The 17,254-nt window shown below is 58.7% G+C and carries 14 protein-coding genes; 3 read left to right on the top strand and 11 right to left on the bottom strand.

Annotated features, from left to right (window positions below; all coding sequences use genetic code 11):
• Positions 1–155: 155 nt before the first annotated feature.
• The 4 genes from AC559A_RS11295 to AC559A_RS11280 all read right to left on the bottom strand — a co-directional run bounded on the left by AC559A_RS11295 (position 156) and on the right by AC559A_RS11280 (position 3,779).
• Positions 156–629 carry a hypothetical protein gene (locus AC559A_RS11295; protein WP_028571225.1) on the bottom strand — a complete coding sequence of 158 codons (474 nt, stop codon included), beginning with the start codon at positions 627–629 and terminating at the stop codon, positions 156–158.
• A 45-nt stretch (positions 630–674) separates the two neighbouring features.
• Positions 675–1,217 carry a sll1863 family stress response protein gene (locus tag AC559A_RS11290; protein WP_498818007.1) on the bottom strand — a complete coding sequence of 181 codons (543 nt, stop codon included), beginning with the start codon at positions 1,215–1,217 and terminating at the stop codon, positions 675–677.
• A 222-nt stretch (positions 1,218–1,439) separates the two neighbouring features.
• Positions 1,440–1,754, bottom strand: coding sequence for a sll1863 family stress response protein (locus AC559A_RS11285; RefSeq protein ID WP_498818006.1), 315 nt, complete (start codon positions 1,752–1,754; stop codon positions 1,440–1,442).
• Between the two features lie 36 nt (positions 1,755–1,790).
• Complete coding sequence (locus AC559A_RS11280; RefSeq protein WP_498818005.1) at positions 1,791–3,779, bottom strand: BCCT family transporter; 1,989 nt, start codon at positions 3,777–3,779, stop codon at positions 1,791–1,793.
• A gap of 433 nt (positions 3,780–4,212) precedes the next feature.
• Between AC559A_RS11280 and AC559A_RS11275 the strand changes: the two genes are divergently transcribed.
• Positions 4,213–5,418, top strand: a complete 1,206-nt coding sequence (locus AC559A_RS11275; RefSeq protein ID WP_498818004.1) for a histidine phosphatase family protein — start codon at positions 4,213–4,215, stop codon at positions 5,416–5,418.
• A gap of 270 nt (positions 5,419–5,688) precedes the next feature.
• On the opposite strand, the gene AC559A_RS11270 is transcribed toward AC559A_RS11275, so the two are convergent.
• The 4 genes from AC559A_RS11270 to AC559A_RS11255 form a co-directional block, all read right to left on the bottom strand.
• Positions 5,689–7,170, bottom strand: a complete 1,482-nt coding sequence (locus tag AC559A_RS11270) for a fused MFS/spermidine synthase (RefSeq protein ID WP_498818003.1) — start codon at positions 7,168–7,170, stop codon at positions 5,689–5,691.
• Between the two features lie 19 nt (positions 7,171–7,189).
• Positions 7,190–8,863 (bottom strand): FmdE family protein, encoded by a 1,674-nt coding sequence (locus AC559A_RS11265; RefSeq protein WP_498818002.1) that lies wholly within the window; start codon positions 8,861–8,863, stop codon positions 7,190–7,192.
• A 177-nt stretch (positions 8,864–9,040) separates the two neighbouring features.
• Complete coding sequence (locus AC559A_RS11260; RefSeq protein WP_498818001.1) at positions 9,041–9,481, bottom strand: winged helix-turn-helix domain-containing protein; 441 nt, start codon at positions 9,479–9,481, stop codon at positions 9,041–9,043.
• A gap of 80 nt (positions 9,482–9,561) precedes the next feature.
• Entirely contained in the window at positions 9,562–10,248 is a 687-nt protein-coding gene (locus AC559A_RS11255) for a hypothetical protein (RefSeq protein WP_028571219.1), read from the bottom strand.
• 292 nt (positions 10,249–10,540) lie between these two features.
• On the opposite strand from AC559A_RS11255, the gene AC559A_RS11250 reads away from it, so the two are divergent.
• Together AC559A_RS11250 and AC559A_RS11245 are read left to right on the top strand one after the other, a co-directional pair.
• Positions 10,541–10,927: a response regulator gene (locus AC559A_RS11250; RefSeq protein WP_498818000.1), complete on the top strand. Its 387-nt coding sequence runs from the start codon at positions 10,541–10,543 to the stop codon at positions 10,925–10,927.
• A 100-nt stretch (positions 10,928–11,027) separates the two neighbouring features.
• A complete protein-coding gene (locus AC559A_RS11245) occupies positions 11,028–11,423 on the top strand; it encodes a response regulator (RefSeq protein WP_498817999.1) in 396 nt (131 codons plus the stop codon).
• A 22-nt stretch (positions 11,424–11,445) separates the two neighbouring features.
• Here the strand turns inward: AC559A_RS11245 and AC559A_RS11240 are convergent, their stop codons facing one another.
• From AC559A_RS11240 to AC559A_RS11230, 3 genes are read right to left on the bottom strand one after another with little or no spacing between them, the layout of a single operon-like run.
• Positions 11,446–12,411, bottom strand: coding sequence for a response regulator (locus AC559A_RS11240; RefSeq protein ID WP_035261243.1), 966 nt, complete (start codon positions 12,409–12,411; stop codon positions 11,446–11,448).
• A gap of 5 nt (positions 12,412–12,416) precedes the next feature.
• Complete coding sequence (locus AC559A_RS11235) at positions 12,417–15,974, bottom strand: response regulator (protein ID WP_498817998.1); 3,558 nt, start codon at positions 15,972–15,974, stop codon at positions 12,417–12,419.
• Positions 15,971–17,212: an ABC transporter substrate-binding protein gene (locus AC559A_RS11230; RefSeq protein ID WP_498817997.1), complete on the bottom strand. Its 1,242-nt coding sequence runs from the start codon at positions 17,210–17,212 to the stop codon at positions 15,971–15,973. Before AC559A_RS11230 ends, AC559A_RS11235 begins: the two co-directional genes overlap by 4 nt.
• Between the last annotated feature and the right edge of the window lie 42 nt (positions 17,213–17,254).

Here is a 17,254-nt window from a genome sequence, read left to right as displayed (position 1 = left end):
CGTTTTCGATCCCGATCCCGATTCCGACGCCGACCCCGGCAACGGCATTACTCTGTGCTGAGTAGTTACTCTGGGTGCTGATAAAGTCCTTGGTCGACAAGTCCGTTCAAAAAACTCCTTTTTGCAGCGACGCAGCAATTGGGAGTTTTTCACTGCTATCCTATGCGCAACTGAGCCAGGGTGGCGACGGCGTTCTCGTCGCTGATGTCCGGCTTAATGGTCAATTCCAGGGTGGTCACTCCGGAGGCGTCCAGGTAGATGTTTTCGCTTTCCTCCCGCATCCCGTCCGGACTGAAGTTCCACTGTTGGCGAACGATGTCCGTGAAGGTCTGGCCGTTGTCGGCGGACCAGCGCAGGACGAACTCGTGGGTTCGCTCCACTTCGGCTTCCTCGAAATGAATCCAGATTCTGCGAATACTTTGGGGTTCGTCGAAAAGGAACCTTATGGTTTGCTCCCCGGGTCTTCCGGCCCGCCACCCAGAGGGATGGCCCGGCAACAGGGCGTGCTCGACAGGATGCTCCGGGTCTTCGGAGGTGATCTCCACTTCCGCGACCTCCTCCAGATTCAGCCATTCCCCTTCCGGGGTCGTGGGGGCCTCGGCCCCGGACGAAACAATGCGTTTACGCATGTGATTTTCCCTTGTGATTCTGATTCGTGGTTTCATTCAGTCCCGCTACAACTTGACCTCGTCCTTCGCGTCTCGTTGTTCGCGGAATTCCTCGATGGACTTTTCCCAAGCCTCGTTGAGCACGGAAAAGGCGTCCAGAAACCCCTCCCGCATCTGTTCCCAAGCACCCGCCGAAGAGCTTTTCAGGGCGCCGTACCTTTCCGCCAGTTCTACCCGTTGCCGCCGCAGTTCGCGCATCGCTCGGCGCGAACGCTCCCGAGCGGCTTGGCTCATCTCGTCCCAATTGTTCTCAATGGACTTTTCCAGGGCGTCCAGGCGACGGTCCAAATCCTCCAAAGCCGGTTTGGACCGTTCCAGAGCCCTGTCCCGCTGCTCCACCCCATACCGACCCAGGGCTTGGCCCAACTCCCGCATTTCCTTGCGCACCTCCTCAAAGGAGGCTTCGACCGAGGTTTCGTCGGGGGCTTCAACCGGCACGGCGTCCGGGCCATGCTCAACATTCTGGGCCGAACCGGTCCAAGCCGAACAAATGATCATCGCCATGGCAAGTAAAACCACGCCTATCGTTCCTTCCCATCCTTTTTTCATGACTTCCTCCCATTATTTCGGCTTATGGAATGAAAAAAGTAACTACTCAGCACAGAGTTGTGCTGTTGCCGGGGTCGGCGTCGGAATCGGGATCGGAATCGAAAACGCTGGGAAGGGTTCTCAATTCTTCCTGTTCCGATTCCGACTCCGATAGCGAAGCGCCGACCCCGATTGCCGGAGCAAGAGCGGACACAAAATGTGCTGAGTAGATTCTAAAAAATTCTACTTCCTGGAATCATCCACATCCCGCTCATATCGAGCTTTTGCCGCGGAGTACCCCTCCTTCAGCGCTTCCCAGGACCGTTCCACGTTCTTCCTGAGATCTTCCCAACCGGCCTCACTCCCCTTGCGCAACTCGGCGATCTTCTCCTCCACCTCGCCTCGTTTGACCCGCAAGGCTTCGATCTGATCGCGGTACTCGATCTCCTTTTCCGCTTTGACCTGTTTGGCCTTTGCCGCCAGCTTGTCGATGTCGGCGTTCCATTCGTCGATTTTTGCCTTCAGCTTGCGAATGTAGGCTTCTCGGTTTTCAAACATGGCCTCTCCTTTTTGTCCAGTTGCCGGGATTCATTTTTACCGCACCGTGTGCAAGAAATGCAGATGCTTTTCATAGTGGTCGACCACGTCGGAAATGATCTGTTCCTTGGTCCAACCCATCACGTCGTAGTCCTGGCCACCTTCGCCGAGATGCACCTCGGCGCGATAGAACTTCAGTTTCTCTCCGCGTCGCTTCTTGGTGTCGCGCATGGCAAAAGCCGGCGGGGTGTAGATTCGGGGACGCACGGAATAAAAGAAATCGATCTCCTCTCCGTGCAGCACTTCCAGCCAAACTCGGCCGTCCTCACCCTGCTCCACCTGGACCTTGAAGTTTCGTCGCTCAAGTTCGTCGGCCACTTCCCGCAGCGCATCCGCCGCCGTTCCCTGAGTGAACTCCAACACCTCGTTCTTGGTGGGATGGTGCAACAGAGCCGTAAGCCGTTTCTGCCAGGATATGGGCTTGGTTCCCACCTGGGGCATGAGCACGGCGGTCCGCAGGCTGGCTCGTTTGACCACGTCGATATGCAAAGCCCGCAACAGTCCCCAGCACATCAAGAGCATGATCACGGTGAACGGGAACGCGCTGGCGATGGATGCGGTCTGCAACGCGCCCAGGCCGCCGGCCAACAGTAAGGCCGCGGCCACGAAGCCTTCGCTGGAGGCCCAGAAAATGCGCTGCCAGACCGGTGCGTCCTCCTCGCCGCCGGAGGCCAGCATGTCGATGACCAGGGAACCGGAGTCCGACGAAGTCACGAAGAAGGTCACCACCAAAATCGTAGCGATCAACGAGACGATGCCGGACAGGGGCAGTTGTTCGAAGAAATTGAACAAAGCCATGGTAGTATCCGCTGCCACGGCCTCGCCCAAACCGGTGACGCCCTGAACCATGATCATGTGCAGGGCCGTGTTCCCGAAAAAGGTCATCCACATGAAGGTGAAGCCAACGGGCACCAGCAGTACGCCCAGGACGAATTCCCGAATGGTCCGGCCCCGGGAGACCCGTGCGATGAACATGCCGACGAAAGGCGCCCAGGCGATCCACCAGCCCCAGTAAAACAGGGTCCAGCCACCGATCCAGCCCGTGGGCTCATAAGCATAGAGGTTGAAGGTCGTGTTCACGATGTCCGCCACGTAGGCCCCAATATTCTGTGTCAGAGTCTGCAACAGGAAGACCGTGGGGCCGACCACGAGCACGAAAGCCAGCAGAACCACGGCCAGAATCATATTCAGCTCGGACAGTCGTTTAATGCCGCCGTCCAACCCCAGGACCACGGACACGATGGCAATGGCCGTGATGATCGCGATGAGGGTCATCTGCACAGAGACCGTATTGGGCACGCCGAAGAGGTATTCCAGGCCGGAATTGACCTGCATTGCCCCGAAGCCCAGTGAGGTGGCCACCCCGAACATGGTTCCCAGGATGGCGAACACGTCCACGGCATGGCCGATGGGTCCGTAAATCCGGTCGCCGATCAGGGGATAGAACGCTGAACGGATGGTCAACGGCAGGTCGTGGCGATAGGAGAAATAGGCCAGGGAAATGGCCACCACGGCGTAAATGGCCCAGGCATGCACGCCCCAGTGAAAAAAAGTGATCTTCATGGACTCCCGGGCCGCGGCCACGGTTTCCGGGTCGCCCACGGGCGGACTCATATAGTGCATCACCGGCTCGGCCACGCCGAAAAACATCAACCCAATGCCCATGCCCGCGGAAAAAAGCATGGCAAACCAGGAAATGTAACTGTAGTCCGGCTCGCTGTGATCCGGACCGAGCTTGATCCGACCGTATCCGGACAGAGCCAGGTAGACGACGAAAAGCAGAAAGGTTGCGACGGCCAGAACATAGAACCAGCCGACCGAATGCACGATCCATCCCTGTATGTTGCCGAACAACGCACCCGCACGCTCCGGAGCGACCATGGCAAAGATCATGAAGACCAGAATCAGTCCGGCTGATCCGAAAAAAACCGGGGGGTTGATCTGTACGCGGGGTTTCAGGTCTTGGCTTTCACCAGGATTGCTCATTCTTCCTCCTTGGTTGACGGATTCAAATCAGACTATACGATCAAGTGTCCGACTTTGGATCAACTCATGGGGCAAACGCACTCTCGTTTCCACGTCGTCGCCATCCTCGGACCAAACCGCCATTCAGTCCCGCGAACGGGACATGGACGGGCTTTTCGACTTGAACGGCCGCGAACGTGCTCTGTTTCAGCCGCTCGATTTCATCACGGGAAAGACGCAAAAAAAGATAACGCAGGTTATGCGCTAGACGGAGGATGATCAACCGGATCGTTTGAAACACGATCGGTCGTAGGCGCGGGTTTCAAAACCGCCCCTTGCGCAATGGGCCGCCAATGAAATACGGACCAAAGACGTTCAACGAAAGCTACTCCTTGTTTTTCACCCGAAACAAAGAAGGCGACATGCCATTGTCTTCAGGAATTCCTTCAATATCATGAAAAAACTCTGCATCGTCATGGTCGGCCTCCCGGCCCGCGGCAAGTCCACCATCGCCTGCCGCCTCCGGGAGAGTCTGGAAGCGGAAAACTTCAACGTTGCGATCTTCAACAACGGGGAGGTCCGCCGAAGCATACTCCCTGAGAACACGGCATCCGCCGACTTCTTCAGCCCCGACAATCTGGAAGGGGTCCGCCTGCGGGAATGGATCGCGCGCCAGAATTTGCAATCCGCCAGTCAATTCCTCGACGGAGGCGGGGATATCGCCATTCTTGACGCCACGAATATCAGTCGGGAACGACGAGACACTATCCGCCGAGGCATGGAGCAAGTCCCTGTATTATTCATCGAGTGCGTCAACGACGACGAGGAATTGCTGACCACCAGCATCACGCACAAGACAAAAATTTCTGAGTTCGGGCACATGACCTTGCCCGAGGCGATCAAGAGCTTCACGGATCGCATCCAGTTCTACGCAAACAGATATGAGCCCTTGGACAGGGAGAGCAACTACGTGGTGCTCAACTCTCTGCAAAACAGGGTGGTCCGGGAAAAGACGACCGACAACATTCCGCACTATCCCCGCATCCGGGACATCCTGGTCTCGGACATGATCCAGAATCTCTACCTGATCCGGCACGGGGAAACCTACTTTAACCAGGAACGGCGCATCGGGGGGGACTCGCCCCTCACTGAAAAGGGATTGTCCCAGGCCGAGTTGCTGGGCGAGCATTTCAGGACCACCCGGATTCCGTTCATTTTTACCAGCACCAAGCGCAGAACGATCCAGATGGCCCAGCCGATCATTGCCGCCCAGGCGGAATGCGCCCACGTCGCTCTGCGGGAATTCGACGAAATCCGTTCCGGAACCTGCGATGCACTGACCTATGACGAGATTCGGGAGCGCTACCCGGAAATCCACGTCGCCCGGAGCATGGACAAGTATCACTACATTTACCCCGGCGGCGAAGGATATGTCACCCTGCAATCCAGAATTCAGATCGGCATCAAGAAGGCCTTGTATCTCAGCGGCAGGGCGGAGCATATCGTGATCATCGGCCATCAGGCCGTGAACCGAATGATCCTCTCGTACTTCCTCTATCGCCGCCTGGAAGACGTACCCTACATCTTCATCCCCCAGGATAGATACTTCCACATTGTCTCCACGCAGACCAAGAAGCTCTTCGAGCTGAAACGGTTTTAGGCCTGAACCACGGGCACTCTGGATCGGTATCGAAATCGAAATCGTGATCGAAATCGATTTCAGGTAACTTTCCGATTTCGATGGCGATTTCGATGGCGATTCCGATTTCGATGATTTTTGGCCAACCCTGGGAGACTCTTGAGCATCTTGCAATCTACACCCCTAAAAATATTGAGATTCTCCAGAGAACAAAAATGCCCAAGGGGAGAGGGAGCAGAAAATTGCAAGAGTGACAACTGAGGATAGAGTTATCGCGACCAGAGGAACCCGTCAGGGCAAATAACGCTCCACCGGGGCCAGAGCGTCGGTCAATACGGGGATGTCGCGAGGGATGGGGCGGGGCCAGCGGTGGGCGAGTTTGGCGGTCAATTTGGAATGGTTTTGCTCTGAATCCACATCGAGCAACGGGCTGTTCCCGGCGATCAGGACGATGTTCTGGACCTGCTCGGGATCGGCGGGATCGGCCACCAGGAACGTCTCCACCTGGGTGAACACGGCGTCCATGGTCGCCAGCAGGGCCCGCAACATCCGCCCGTCCGGCCCGGAAACGGCGGAGATCAGGTTGACCACGACCACCCCGCGGTCGGCCAGGTTGGCGGAAATGCGTGCCATGGCCTCGCGGGTGGTCAGTTGAAAGGGGACGGAATAATGGGAACTGAAGGCGTCCAGAATGATCACGTCGTAGGGCGCGTGGGTCTGATTCAGAAAGCGGCGGGCGTCCTGGTGATGGATTTCGATCCGCTGCCCCGGCGTCCCGTCCGGATCAAACCCGAAATGATTCCGGGCCAGTTTCGTGAAGACCGGGTCGATCTCCACCACGTCCAGTTCCAGGTCCGTCCGGGTCCGCATCAGATGTTTGGGAAACGAGTACCCGCCCCCACCGACCATCAGGACCCGCCGATGATCAGGAACGTACAGCTCGGCGAGTCGGAAGAAGCGCGTGTAGGGTAGGGCCAGCTCCACGGGATCGTCCAGGTACATGGCGGACTGCAGCCACCCCGGCCCGGTGGACATGATCCGCATTCGACGGCCCGAGCTTTCCTCTTCGGCCTCGGCCACGATGATCCGGTTGTAGGCCGTGTCCAGATCAAAATAGCCCTGGGCCGCCAGGGCCTGGCGATATTGGACGTGCAGGAATCCGCCCACGATCAACACGGCCAGAAACGCGCTTTTCAGCACCATCCCGGAGCGCGGGGACAAGGCCATGGCCAAGAGAGCCATGACCGCGCCCAGGACCAGCAAAATGGGCAGACTGCCGAAAAAAGACAGGAGAACGAATCCGGCCAGAAACGTGCCCACGATGCTGCCGATGGTGGACAGGGCGTACATCCGCCCGATCACGGCCCCGGAATGCTCCAGGGAGGCCAGTTTCATCTTCACGGCATAGGGAGCGATCATCCCCAGAAGGATGCTTGCCGGGCCAAACAGGCTCACGGTGGCCAGGAGCACCCCGAGACGCAGCCCGGGCACATGGCCCTGGATCAGACGTAAAACCGGGGCCTGAAGCACCGCCGTCAAGGCGATCAACACCCCGGCCCAAAAGACGATCCAAGCCAGGCCGGACCTGGTCGGTCCCTGGTCCGCCAAACGACCGCCCCACCAGTAGCCGATGCTCAACGCGGCCAGGACCACGCCGATCAGGCCGGTCCAGACCACCAGGGACGTACCCAGGAACGGGGCCATGAGCCGCGAACCGGTCAGCTCCAGGATCATTACCACGGCCCCACAGAGAAATACGGTCAGTTCCAGCATAACGATCCGATTCCCAAAGCTATTTGCCGAAAGGACATTTGGGGAAAGAACACGTCCGGCACTGCATGCACAGGGAACCGGCCCCCATCCGAGCCAGCTCATTCCGGCTGACGCTGCGCCCGGCCAGGAGCCTGGGCAGGAACAGATCCAGACTGGTGGTCTTGAAAAACAACGCACAGGCGGGAATACCCAGGACCCGGACCGAGCCGATGCGCCCGAAAAGGGTCATGGTTCCGGGCAGAATGGGCGCGCCGTAGAGCAGATCCTCGGCTCCGGCTTCCAACAGGGCCTGGCGGGTCACGTCGTCCGGGTCCACGGACAATCCGGCCGTGGTGATCAACAGATCCGCGCCCAAATCCAGAAGCTCTCGGACCGCGATGACGATGGCCTCTTTGCTGTCCGGGACGATCCGGCTGGCCAAAACCTCGCTCCCCAGGGCCTGCACTTTGGAACCGACAATGGGCACGAATTTATCCTCCACCAGTCCCTGAAACACTTCCGTACCCGTGACCAATACGCCGACCTTGGCCTTGCGCAGCGGCAGGACGGAAAACAGCGGCCCCGGCTCCAGGACGCTCATGGCCCGCAAAAACGGATGCCGGGACAGATACAGTGGAATGGCCCTGGTCCCAGCCACGGTCATGCCCTGCTTGACCAGCACGGCGTCGTGCCGGGAGGCGCACATTACCTCCGGAACCAGGTTGAAGGCTTCCAGCCGATCCCGTTCCACGGTGAGCAGCCCGTCCCGGGCGGCCAGCAGATCGACCTTGCCTTCCCTGGGCGGCAGACGCAGATCCACCCCCTCCCCGGCCATGGCCCGGGCAAAGGTCTCGGCGGCCTCGTTTTCATGCACCCAGTCCGCTCCCTCGCCGGATTCAGCTTCGGACTCCTGGACATAGACCCGCATCCGGCCCATCTGCTGCAACCGGCAGATATCGCCTACGCTGATCTCCTGGCCCTTGACGAACACCGCGTCCTTGGTCTTGCCCGGCTCGATCCGGGTCATGTCGTGCAAGACCTTGCGGCCCACGGCCTGGTCCACGGGCACGGCCCGGGGCTCGGGCGCCACCGGGGCGGCCATATTCTGCACATAAGGGGCTTCCCCCTGGCAGGCCCGGCAGATCCGGCCGTCCAGCTGAGGATAGGCCTCCTTGCAGACCGGACAGACCATGATGCCGCCCCGCCCTTTACGCTGCATCAGATGAGGGGCCACTTGAACCGTCTCCAGGCTGCACACGCTTGCGCCGGCAGCCTTGATCTCCGCGAACAAGGCCGCGCTGTCCTGCTCCTTCTTGGGCAGAAGCTTCATGTACCAGGTCCGGATGGCCGACCAGTCGGCGACCTTTTCCGGGTCCAGGTAAATCCGGACGCCGCCGCCGGAATACTTGTCGTACAAGGTCAGGGCGTATCGACCCAGGTTGATCACCCGCAGCCAGCCGTTGCCGATGGTGCAGGGCGTGAGCAGCTGCACGGCGTCCGGCAGACAGTGCGTGGTTTCGGAGATGGCGTCGAAGAGCGTATTCTCGGGCAGATGCCGCCGGGCCTCCTCGACCATGAAGCCCCCCAGCACCAGCCCGGGCGCGGCGGATCCGTGAAAATCACGAACCTGCAAGACAAAATCGTCGAACGACTGAGAACCAACGTACACGGCTTGGCCTTCCGAGGTCTCTTTCACGATCTCTTCAGTGGTCATGGATGCTCCTTATTCCATCTTGCTTTCAATAAAGATATTGCTCAGGTCAACGAGGCATTAGAGTCCGGATCGAAATCGAAATCGAAATCGAAAAAACTCGTTATCACGAAGTATTGCAATATGCTTGTTCAAGAACGATTTCGATTTCGATTTGGAACATGGCGGTGTCTTCGCGTGTCATATTGAATGCAAATCCGTATCATCAGCGGAATCTGTTGGTGTCGAAACAGAGCCGAAAGCAGGTGGTGTGGGCGAGCCGGGCGAAGAACGATACGGCAGCACCGGCCAGGGAAAATGCTCTTGGGCCAAGGCCAGGGCGCAGCGCTCCACTGCGCCGTGCCACTTCAAAAAGCCGTCGGCCAAGTGCTCGCCGAAGTCGGTGAGCACATAGCCCTTGCCCTCCTTGCGGACCAGATCCTCTCCCAGATACTCCTGAGCCTGCCGAATCTTGCCCCAGGCCGCCCGGTAGGAAATACCCAGCTTCTCCGCGGCCCGGCGCAACGAACCGCATTCCCTGATCCTGACCAGGAGCATGGCCCGGCCCAGGCCGATCAACGCGCCCCGGTCGTTTTCCAGCCAGAGGTGCAGGCGCATGGACGGAGATGTATTTTTTTGCATGGGCACTTCCATATGCTAATACAAACATAACATCAAGCGACGGTTTCTTGACCCGGACAGACCTTCGGTCGCCGTGCGTTCTAGATTTTCTGCATGGTGAAGCTGACGGCGTAGCGTTTGAACTTGCCGAACAGGAGGGCAATTCGGCCGTTCTCATTGCCGTCGAGCTGGAGCCCCAGGTCTTTAGGACGGAAAATGGCCCGGGCCTTGATCAGCTTCCGCAAGGACGTCTCCACGCTTCCTTCGCGGCGGTGGATGTACAGCCGCAGGTCGGGGCGGACATCGCCCTCAATGGTTCCCGTCTTTTCCCGGACCGAAAAATTTGCCCGAGGGCCGAACACTCCGGAAATCTTGAACTTGAACAAACGTTCCAGAACCCGCATCATCCCGGCCTGAGGATTCTCGCCGACATAGAGATTCCAGAGAAACCGCCCGACCCCGTACTTGTCGCTCCACCAGACGCCCTCGTGATTCAAAACATGAACCCCGGAAGGAACAAGCTGGTAGGAGCCCAGGCCGAGGTCGTCGGTCTTAATGTCGAAACTGACCTGACGACAGCCCAAATGTCGCTGCTTTTCCCGAACCAACAGAGCCGAATTTCTGGGCGTCAACAGCTTCAGAGCCATCCGGTCCCGCGGCTGCAAGGGCATTCCCCGAGTCCGCTCCACCGCTGAGATGATGTCCAGAGCGCAGGAGGTGATCAGTCGCTGGTCGCGCACAAGCAGGGGCGAATGCGCTTCGTTTCGGTCATCGTAAGATGCATTCATGGTGAGACGGGTACGATTATCAATCGGTCGACGGAAAGAGTGTTGCCTGGACGGCTTCTCGTGGCTCAGGTTTGCGTTTTATGGCGATTACCTTTATGAAGCCGTGAAGTCGTTTTAAACTAAACTTTTTGCGACTCCTGCATTTATCTGGCAAGTTATCAAGCAAGAAACGGTCCAACGCCCGCAAAGGCCCGATGGGAACCAGAGCAAGGCGCTCTACTGAAAAAACTAGCCTACCTCCGTCCGGTGGACAAGCCTTGGACGGAGCAAGAAATAACCAGGGTAGAGAATCATGTCCGCACGAATTCTCGTGGTTGAGGACGACCAACTCAACAGATTCGCGCTCAAAAAGCTCTTGGAAAAAGGCGGCTTCACCGTTCGTGAGGCCGAAGACGGACGACGGGCCCTGGAAGTGTTGGAACAGGAAACCGTGGACTGCATTCTGATGGATGTCCAGTTGCCGATCATGAACGGAGTGGAAGCCACCGAGATCATCCGGGCCCACGACGGCTCCCGATACAATCCCAAAACACCCATCATCGCCCTGACGGCGTATGCCATGCCGGGAGACAAGGAAAAATTCCTGGCCTCCGGCATGAATGACTATCTCGCCAAACCCACCACCTATCAGCAGTTGGAACAGGTTTTGCGCAAATATATCGCGAAAGAGAAGCTTTGAATTAGAAATGGCATAAGACGGCAACTTCACGGGCCTTGGGAAGCAAACCAGGTTTTTAAACCGATCATGCCGTTTCCCCAGTTTGCAAAGGAGCAAGCTTATGAAGGTTCTTATCGTCGATGACGACTTGGCGAATCGCGTGGTAATGCAGACGTTCATGCGCGAAAAGGCGTCCCACATCAACATGGCCGCCAACGGTGAGGAAGCCGTCCAGGCGTTCGCCATGGCTCTGGACGACCAGGATCCGTACACCTTGATTCTCATGGACATCATGATGCCGGTCATGGACGGTCATGAGGCGCTGAAAGCCATCCGCAAGGTGGAAAAAGACCGCAGCGTTCCCCCTGGAAGCGAAGTCAAGGTGATCATGGTCTCCTGCCTTGAGGACCAAAAAAATGTCTGCCAAGCCTTTTTTCACGGCATGGCCACCTGCTATCTGACCAAGCCGTTGAGCAAGGAAGGCCTGGACACGGCCCTGGGCAGTATTTCGCTCTGACGGACCGGGACAGCCGCCCTTATCAATCGCCGACTGCGCTCCGGCGATTGATAAAAAAAGAACTTCCCGTAATGCTCTTGGCGACTTTCTTGACCTCCGCACACATGGCGGAGACCTCCAAGTGATGGCTGAAGGATTTTTTATCCACTTCCACCACTCCCAGGCTGATGGTCATCAATGGAAAAAACCGTAGATTTCCGTTGCGGTCCTTGACCCGTATTTCGCCTTTCTCCAGGTCTTCTCCAGAGTAGAAGGAGCGAATCCCTTCGTCGAAATCCCGGATCAGCCGATCCACGGCGGTCCGGGTACAGTCCGTGGGAGCAATAAACACAAAATCGTCGCCGCCCACGTGACCCACCATCCGCCCCTTGCCGCAAGCCGTTTCCACCGCCGCGACGATCCGGTTCGCCGTAAAACGCAAGACCTGATCACCGGCAGCGAACCCGTATTTGTCGTTGAAGGCCTTGAAGTTGTCGATGTCCACGTAGACCACGCTCAGGGGCCGCTGATCATTCAAGGCCTCGGAGATGGCCTTGACGATGGAATTGTTGCCCGGCAACTGAGTCAAGGGATTGGCGTCCAGAGCCAGTTGCCGCAACCGCTCCAGTTCCATCAACACGTCGTGCAGACGGATGTGGGTCTGCACCCGGGCCAGGATTTCCGCCTCGTTGAACGGCTTGGGAATATAATCCACCGCTCCGGCGGCAAAACCCCGTACAATGTCCTCCGAGGAATTCTTGGCCGTGATGAAGACGATGGGCGTGGCCGTGAAGCGGCTCATGGATTTGATCCTGCAACACAGCTCCAGGCCGTCCATGCCGGGCATCATGATGTCCAGCAGAAAAATGTCCGGAGTCTCTTCTTCGGTAATCTCCAGGACTTCCTCTCCGTTTTCCGCCACCAAGACCTCATAACCGGATTTTGTCAGGATATCGTGCAACAAATGCAGGTTGCTCGGTGAATCATCGGCAATCAAAACCGTCTTCATGGTGCTCACAACTCCTCGATCCGAGTCAGCTTCGAGTAGGCGTCGCGCAAGGCGGCCATGTCCATGTCCCGGGCGTGACCGTGCAGGGAACGAGGCCAGGCCGCGGCCTCCGGAAGTCCCCCGGCTTCGAGCATTACCGTCAGCTCTTCGCCAAGGGTCGCGATACGCCGAACGTTTCTGGACTTCAAGGCCTTGCGGAGATCATTCCAGTGCGTCGCCGCGGACGGGTCGTCCCGTACGGCCAAAACGAAAGCCCGCACGGCCAGATCCTCGTCGACTTTTTCCAAATCACCTTCTTGAACGCTTGGCGCTCGTGTCGCGATCATCGCCTCCACCCGCGCCTGGATCGCGGCGATCAGCGGCTTGACTTGCGCCCAGTCCTCATGCTCCAGGGCCGTCTCCAGATTTTCGGCCGCCCCGCGAACATCCTCCAGACGCAAGTTGGCCGCGCTGCCCTTCAGGGTATGCGCGCACATCCGGGCATTGGCCACATCCCGTTTCCCCTCCGCCGCGAGAAGCTGGGCCAAAATTTCCGGGGTATGCTTGAGAAACAGCGCCATGGCCCTGTCGATGATCTCGCCATGTCCGTGGTCCTGATCCTCCTCGCTTTTATCGCCACGAGCATCTCCGAGCGGTGAAGGCCCGTCCGTGTCGCGCACATCGGATCGGTCAGGCGGATATTTTTCAAGGATACGGACTAAGTCACCGGTCTTCACCGGCTTGGAAAGATAATCATCCATTCCAGCGGCCAGACATTTCTCCCGGTCCTTTTCCATGGCGTGGGCGGTCATGGCCACGATGGGCGTACGCCGACCGCCGGACTCGCCTTCCCGAATGCGCCTGGTGGCCTCGAACCCGTCCATGATCGGCATCTGACAATCCATAAACACCAAGTCGTACTTTGCGGCCCGCACGGCCTCCACGGCCTCGCGCCCATTACCGACTACGTCCACGGAAGCCCCTATCTCCTTGAGTAATCCTTTGGCGACTTCCTGATTGACCAGATTGTCCTCCACCAGCAGGATTTTGCCCCCCAGGCCCCGTCCACCGGATTCTCGTCCCTCTTGGGCCGCCCGGGCCTCGGCGATGCGGTGCCGGGTGATCAGGCCGCCCGGGTCCCGACCTTTCCGGCTGGCCAGCAGCGTCAACGTATCATAGAGATGCGACTGCAACACCGGCTTAAGCAGATACGCGGCAAAGCCCACGTGCTCCATCCGCTTGGCGTCGCCTCGCTTGCCCATGGAGCTGAGCAGAACGAGTTTCGTCGGGTTCAGGTCCGGATCAGCCTTGATCCTCCGAGCCAGTTCCTCCCCGTCCATTCCCGGCATGTGAAAATCCAGAATCGCGATCTGATAGGGCGTGCCGCTGGAAACTCCTTGTCGCAGCAGTTCCAGGGCCCGCGCTCCGGAGTCGGCCAGGCCGGCCTGAATCCGCCACCCTTGGAGCAATTCCTCCAAAATTTCCAAGTTGACCGGATTGTCGTCCACCACCAGCACCCGCAACGACTCCATGTCCACGGCCTGGGGAATGTCCATCTCGACCTGTTCGGCCCCGCGCAATTCCAGGACCATCGTAAAGGTCGAGCCTTGCCCAAGTCGACTTTGGACCTGAATTTTGCCGCCCATCAATTCCACGATCTGACGGGAGATGGACAGTCCCAGCCCGGTGCCGCCATAGACTCGGGTCGTGGACTGATCCGCCTGAGTGAAGGACTCGAAGATCCGTTCGACCATCTCCTGGGAAATGCCGATTCCGGTGTCCTCCACGGCGATCCGCAATTCGTGGCGGCCCTGGTCCAGATCCAGGCAGTCCACGCCCAGATAGACATGCCCCCGCTCCGTGAACTTGATGGCGTTGCCCAGCAAGTTGGTCAGCACCTGACGAATTCGACCCGGATCGCCCACGAAGCGGTCCGGACACGACGGGGGATAGCGGATGATCAGTTCCAGGCCCTTTTCCTCGGCCCGGGCCGCCAGCAGGTGGGCCATTTCCTCGACGATGACCCGCAGGTTGAATGGAATGGATTCAATGCTCAGCTTGCCGGCCTCCAGCTTGGAGAAGTCCAGGATGTCGTTGATGATCCCCAGTAACGCCTCCGCGGATCTCTTGACGGTCATGGTGTAATGACGCTGCTGATCGCTCAGGTCGGTACGGGCCAACAGTTCGGTCATGCCCACCACCCCGTTCATCGGAGTGCGGATTTCGTGGCTCATATTGGCCACGAATTCGCTCTTGGCACGGTTGGCCGCCTCCGCCGCGTCCCTGGCCCGGCGCAACTCCTCCTCGGCCTTCATCCGTTCCGTCACCTCCTGACTGAGCTGCTCCACCACGGAGTGAAGCTCGCCGGTCCGATCCCTGACCCGGCGGTCAAGAACCAGATGAGCATGCTTCAGGGCGCGTTGCGCACGCTTCGCCGAGGTGACGTTGCGCACCAGTAGAATCACGAACGCCTCGTTGCCGAGGCGCAGGATCGTGGCCACGATTTCGATATCCAGCTTTTTGCCGCCCTTGTTCGGAACCAGCACCTGATAGCGTCGCTTTTCGTCAGGACCAGCCGCAAGATCAGAGGAAGCCTCTGTTTGCTCGGCAAATTGCCGCATTTCCTCGAACACCCGCCGCGCGACATCGCCGCCGAACAGGTCCTCCATACTTTTGGTGGCGAACTCCTGCTCGGAATAGTCCAGCATGGTCCGGGCCGCGGGATTGAACTGCAGGAGATTGCCCCGCAAGTCGTAGACCATCATGCCGTTGGCCATGTTCATGTAGATGGCGTTGAAAAAAATCAGGTTGTCCTGGAGTTCCCGCGTGGCGGCCTGAATCCGTCCGTGCAGTCCGGAGATCATTTCGTCCAGATGCCGGGCCATCCGTTGCATGGTCCCGGCCAGGTCCCCGATCTCATCCTTGGAACTGACATGCAGCGGGGCGTCGAATTCATGATCAGCCACGCGCTTGGCATAGTCCGAGAGTTGGGTCAAAGGCCTGGAGATGCGGTTCATCAGGATGAAGGCCACGCCGATGCCCACCACGAAAAAAAAGATGAACATCCCGTGCTGGAACAGAATTTCCCGCCAGATGAAGGAGTTGATACTGTCCAGGTCCATGCCCACATGCACGGTCCCGGCCAGCCCGCCGAGGATGGGGTGCGCGATGTCCAACACCATGCCCAGGGCCGGTACCTTGACCTTTTGCAGATCGATTTCATGGTAGGGCATTCGATCAGTGGCCGAGGAAGGGCGAAGGCGCAGCAACTCCTCGGGCGCCCTGGGCGTAAACGTATGGGAGATCACGTCCCCAGAGCGATCCTGGACATAAACGTAGGCCACGTTTTTGATTTCCAGATACTGGTCGATCACCGCCTGCACAGTGGCCGCGTCCCGATTCAAAAGCAGCTCCGTGCTGGAGTTGGCGATACTTCGGGCAATGGCCACGCCCTTGCTTTCGTTTTCAAGCATCAACTGCCGGTGCAGGGTCCATCCGGAGTACAGGGAGGAGACCGTGGCCATGGCTCCGAAAATAATAATCATGGCCAGGAGCGTCTTGCGAAACAGCTTGGAAGATTTCATCGCCGCCCCTCCTCGGACCATTGCTTCCAGTCGTGCAGCGGGACGAAACGACCGTCCCGGACAGTGGAGAAATAGACGGCGTCCATTCCCTGACGACGTCCCGCACCCAGAAAAACCGGCGCGCCGATGCCCAGGTTGATCAGCAGAGGGACGGCTTCAAACTCACCATTCTCGTCAGCGGCCAGCTCACCCAACGGAATTTTCCGCGCGAGTTCCGTGAACACCTTGGCGTTGAGCATGCCCTCGAAGCTGGCGAAGCTGTAGGGCAAGGGATCATAATGGTCCGGGGCGAGTTGCCCGGGCAGCTTACAGACGCACTGATCCATGATCCATCGATACTCCATCACCCCCCACAGCGAATAGTCCTCGTAGCTGGGCACCACCTGCGAATTGACCAGGTTACAGGTATAGCTCCGCTCCGTACGTCGCTCCTGCTCCAGCAGCAACTCCAGCATGCTTTCGCTGGCCACGAAGGAGACGTTGGCCACGGGCACGCCCCAGTCCAGGTCCCGAGCCTCGCGGATAAAGGCGGCGGCAGCGGCGTAGGAGGCGATGCTGATGACCACGTCCGGGTCCGCGTCGCGCAAAATGTCCACCTGCTTGCCCATGCTTTGTTCAAACCGAAACCCTCGGGAATAGGTGGCCTCCTCCACAATGGAGAGCGAGTGCCGATGCAAGGCGTTGCGCAGCCCCTCCCAACCGCTGCGGCCATAGGAATCGGCCTGGTAAAGGATCGCGAACCGGGTTTTTCCCAACCGAACAAATTCCCGGACCAAAGCGTCCACTTCCTGAGCGTAGGAAGCCCGTAAATTGAAGACGTAACCGCCATAGGGCGGCTGGCGCTGAGGTTCAGCCCCGGTCACCGGGAAGAATAGAGAAATGTCTCTGTCGTCATAAACCTTGAGCAGGGGCAGGACGCGGGTCACGGTGGGCGTGCCCACGAAGCTGAACAACGCGTCCACCCGGTCCTGCTCCAACAGCCGGACCGTGTTTTCCAGGGCCAAGGCCGGATCATACGCATCGTCGTAAGCCAGAAAGGTAACGGGCCGACCGTTGATTCCCCCTCGGCGGTTGACATGCTCGAAATACGCCATGGCCCCGCGGTACACCTCGATGCCCAGAGCCCGGATCGGCCCGCTGAACGCCCCGGACATGCCCACCCGGATCGGCTCCGGCTCATCATCGGAGGCCAGGGCCGGAATCCCCAAAAACAGTACGAAAAGCAAAAGCGCAAACAATCCCCCTGCCTCTTGGATCCACTTCAACAACCAACTTGCTTT

It is taken from the genome of Desulfonatronum zhilinae, assembly GCF_900182865.1.
Taxonomy (GTDB): Bacteria; Desulfobacterota; Desulfovibrionia; order Desulfovibrionales; family Desulfonatronaceae; genus Desulfonatronum; species Desulfonatronum lacustre.
Note: the sequence above shows the minus strand (reverse complement) of the source record. Positions and strands in the feature narration are given on the sequence as shown.

Coding starts and splice junctions, on each gene's coding strand:
- AC559A_RS11245 (WP_498817999.1), top strand. CDS start 11,028: ATGAAGGTTCTTATCGTCGATGACGACTTGGCGAATCGCGTGGTAATG.
- AC559A_RS11240 (WP_035261243.1), bottom strand. CDS start 12,411: ATGAAGACGGTTTTGATTGCCGATGATTCACCGAGCAACCTGCATTTG.
- AC559A_RS11280 (WP_498818005.1), bottom strand. CDS start 3,779: ATGAGCAATCCTGGTGAAAGCCAAGACCTGAAACCCCGCGTACAGATC.
- AC559A_RS11275 (WP_498818004.1), top strand. CDS start 4,213: ATGAAAAAACTCTGCATCGTCATGGTCGGCCTCCCGGCCCGCGGCAAG.
- AC559A_RS11290 (WP_498818007.1), bottom strand. CDS start 1,217: ATGAAAAAAGGATGGGAAGGAACGATAGGCGTGGTTTTACTTGCCATG.
- AC559A_RS11260 (WP_498818001.1), bottom strand. CDS start 9,481: ATGCAAAAAAATACATCTCCGTCCATGCGCCTGCACCTCTGGCTGGAA.
- AC559A_RS11255 (WP_028571219.1), bottom strand. CDS start 10,248: ATGAATGCATCTTACGATGACCGAAACGAAGCGCATTCGCCCCTGCTT.
- AC559A_RS11265 (WP_498818002.1), bottom strand. CDS start 8,863: ATGACCACTGAAGAGATCGTGAAAGAGACCTCGGAAGGCCAAGCCGTG.
- AC559A_RS11235 (WP_498817998.1), bottom strand. CDS start 15,974: ATGAAATCTTCCAAGCTGTTTCGCAAGACGCTCCTGGCCATGATTATT.
- AC559A_RS11270 (WP_498818003.1), bottom strand. CDS start 7,170: ATGCTGGAACTGACCGTATTTCTCTGTGGGGCCGTGGTAATGATCCTG.
- AC559A_RS11285 (WP_498818006.1), bottom strand. CDS start 1,754: ATGTTTGAAAACCGAGAAGCCTACATTCGCAAGCTGAAGGCAAAAATC.
- AC559A_RS11250 (WP_498818000.1), top strand. CDS start 10,541: ATGTCCGCACGAATTCTCGTGGTTGAGGACGACCAACTCAACAGATTC.
- AC559A_RS11295 (WP_028571225.1), bottom strand. CDS start 629: ATGCGTAAACGCATTGTTTCGTCCGGGGCCGAGGCCCCCACGACCCCG.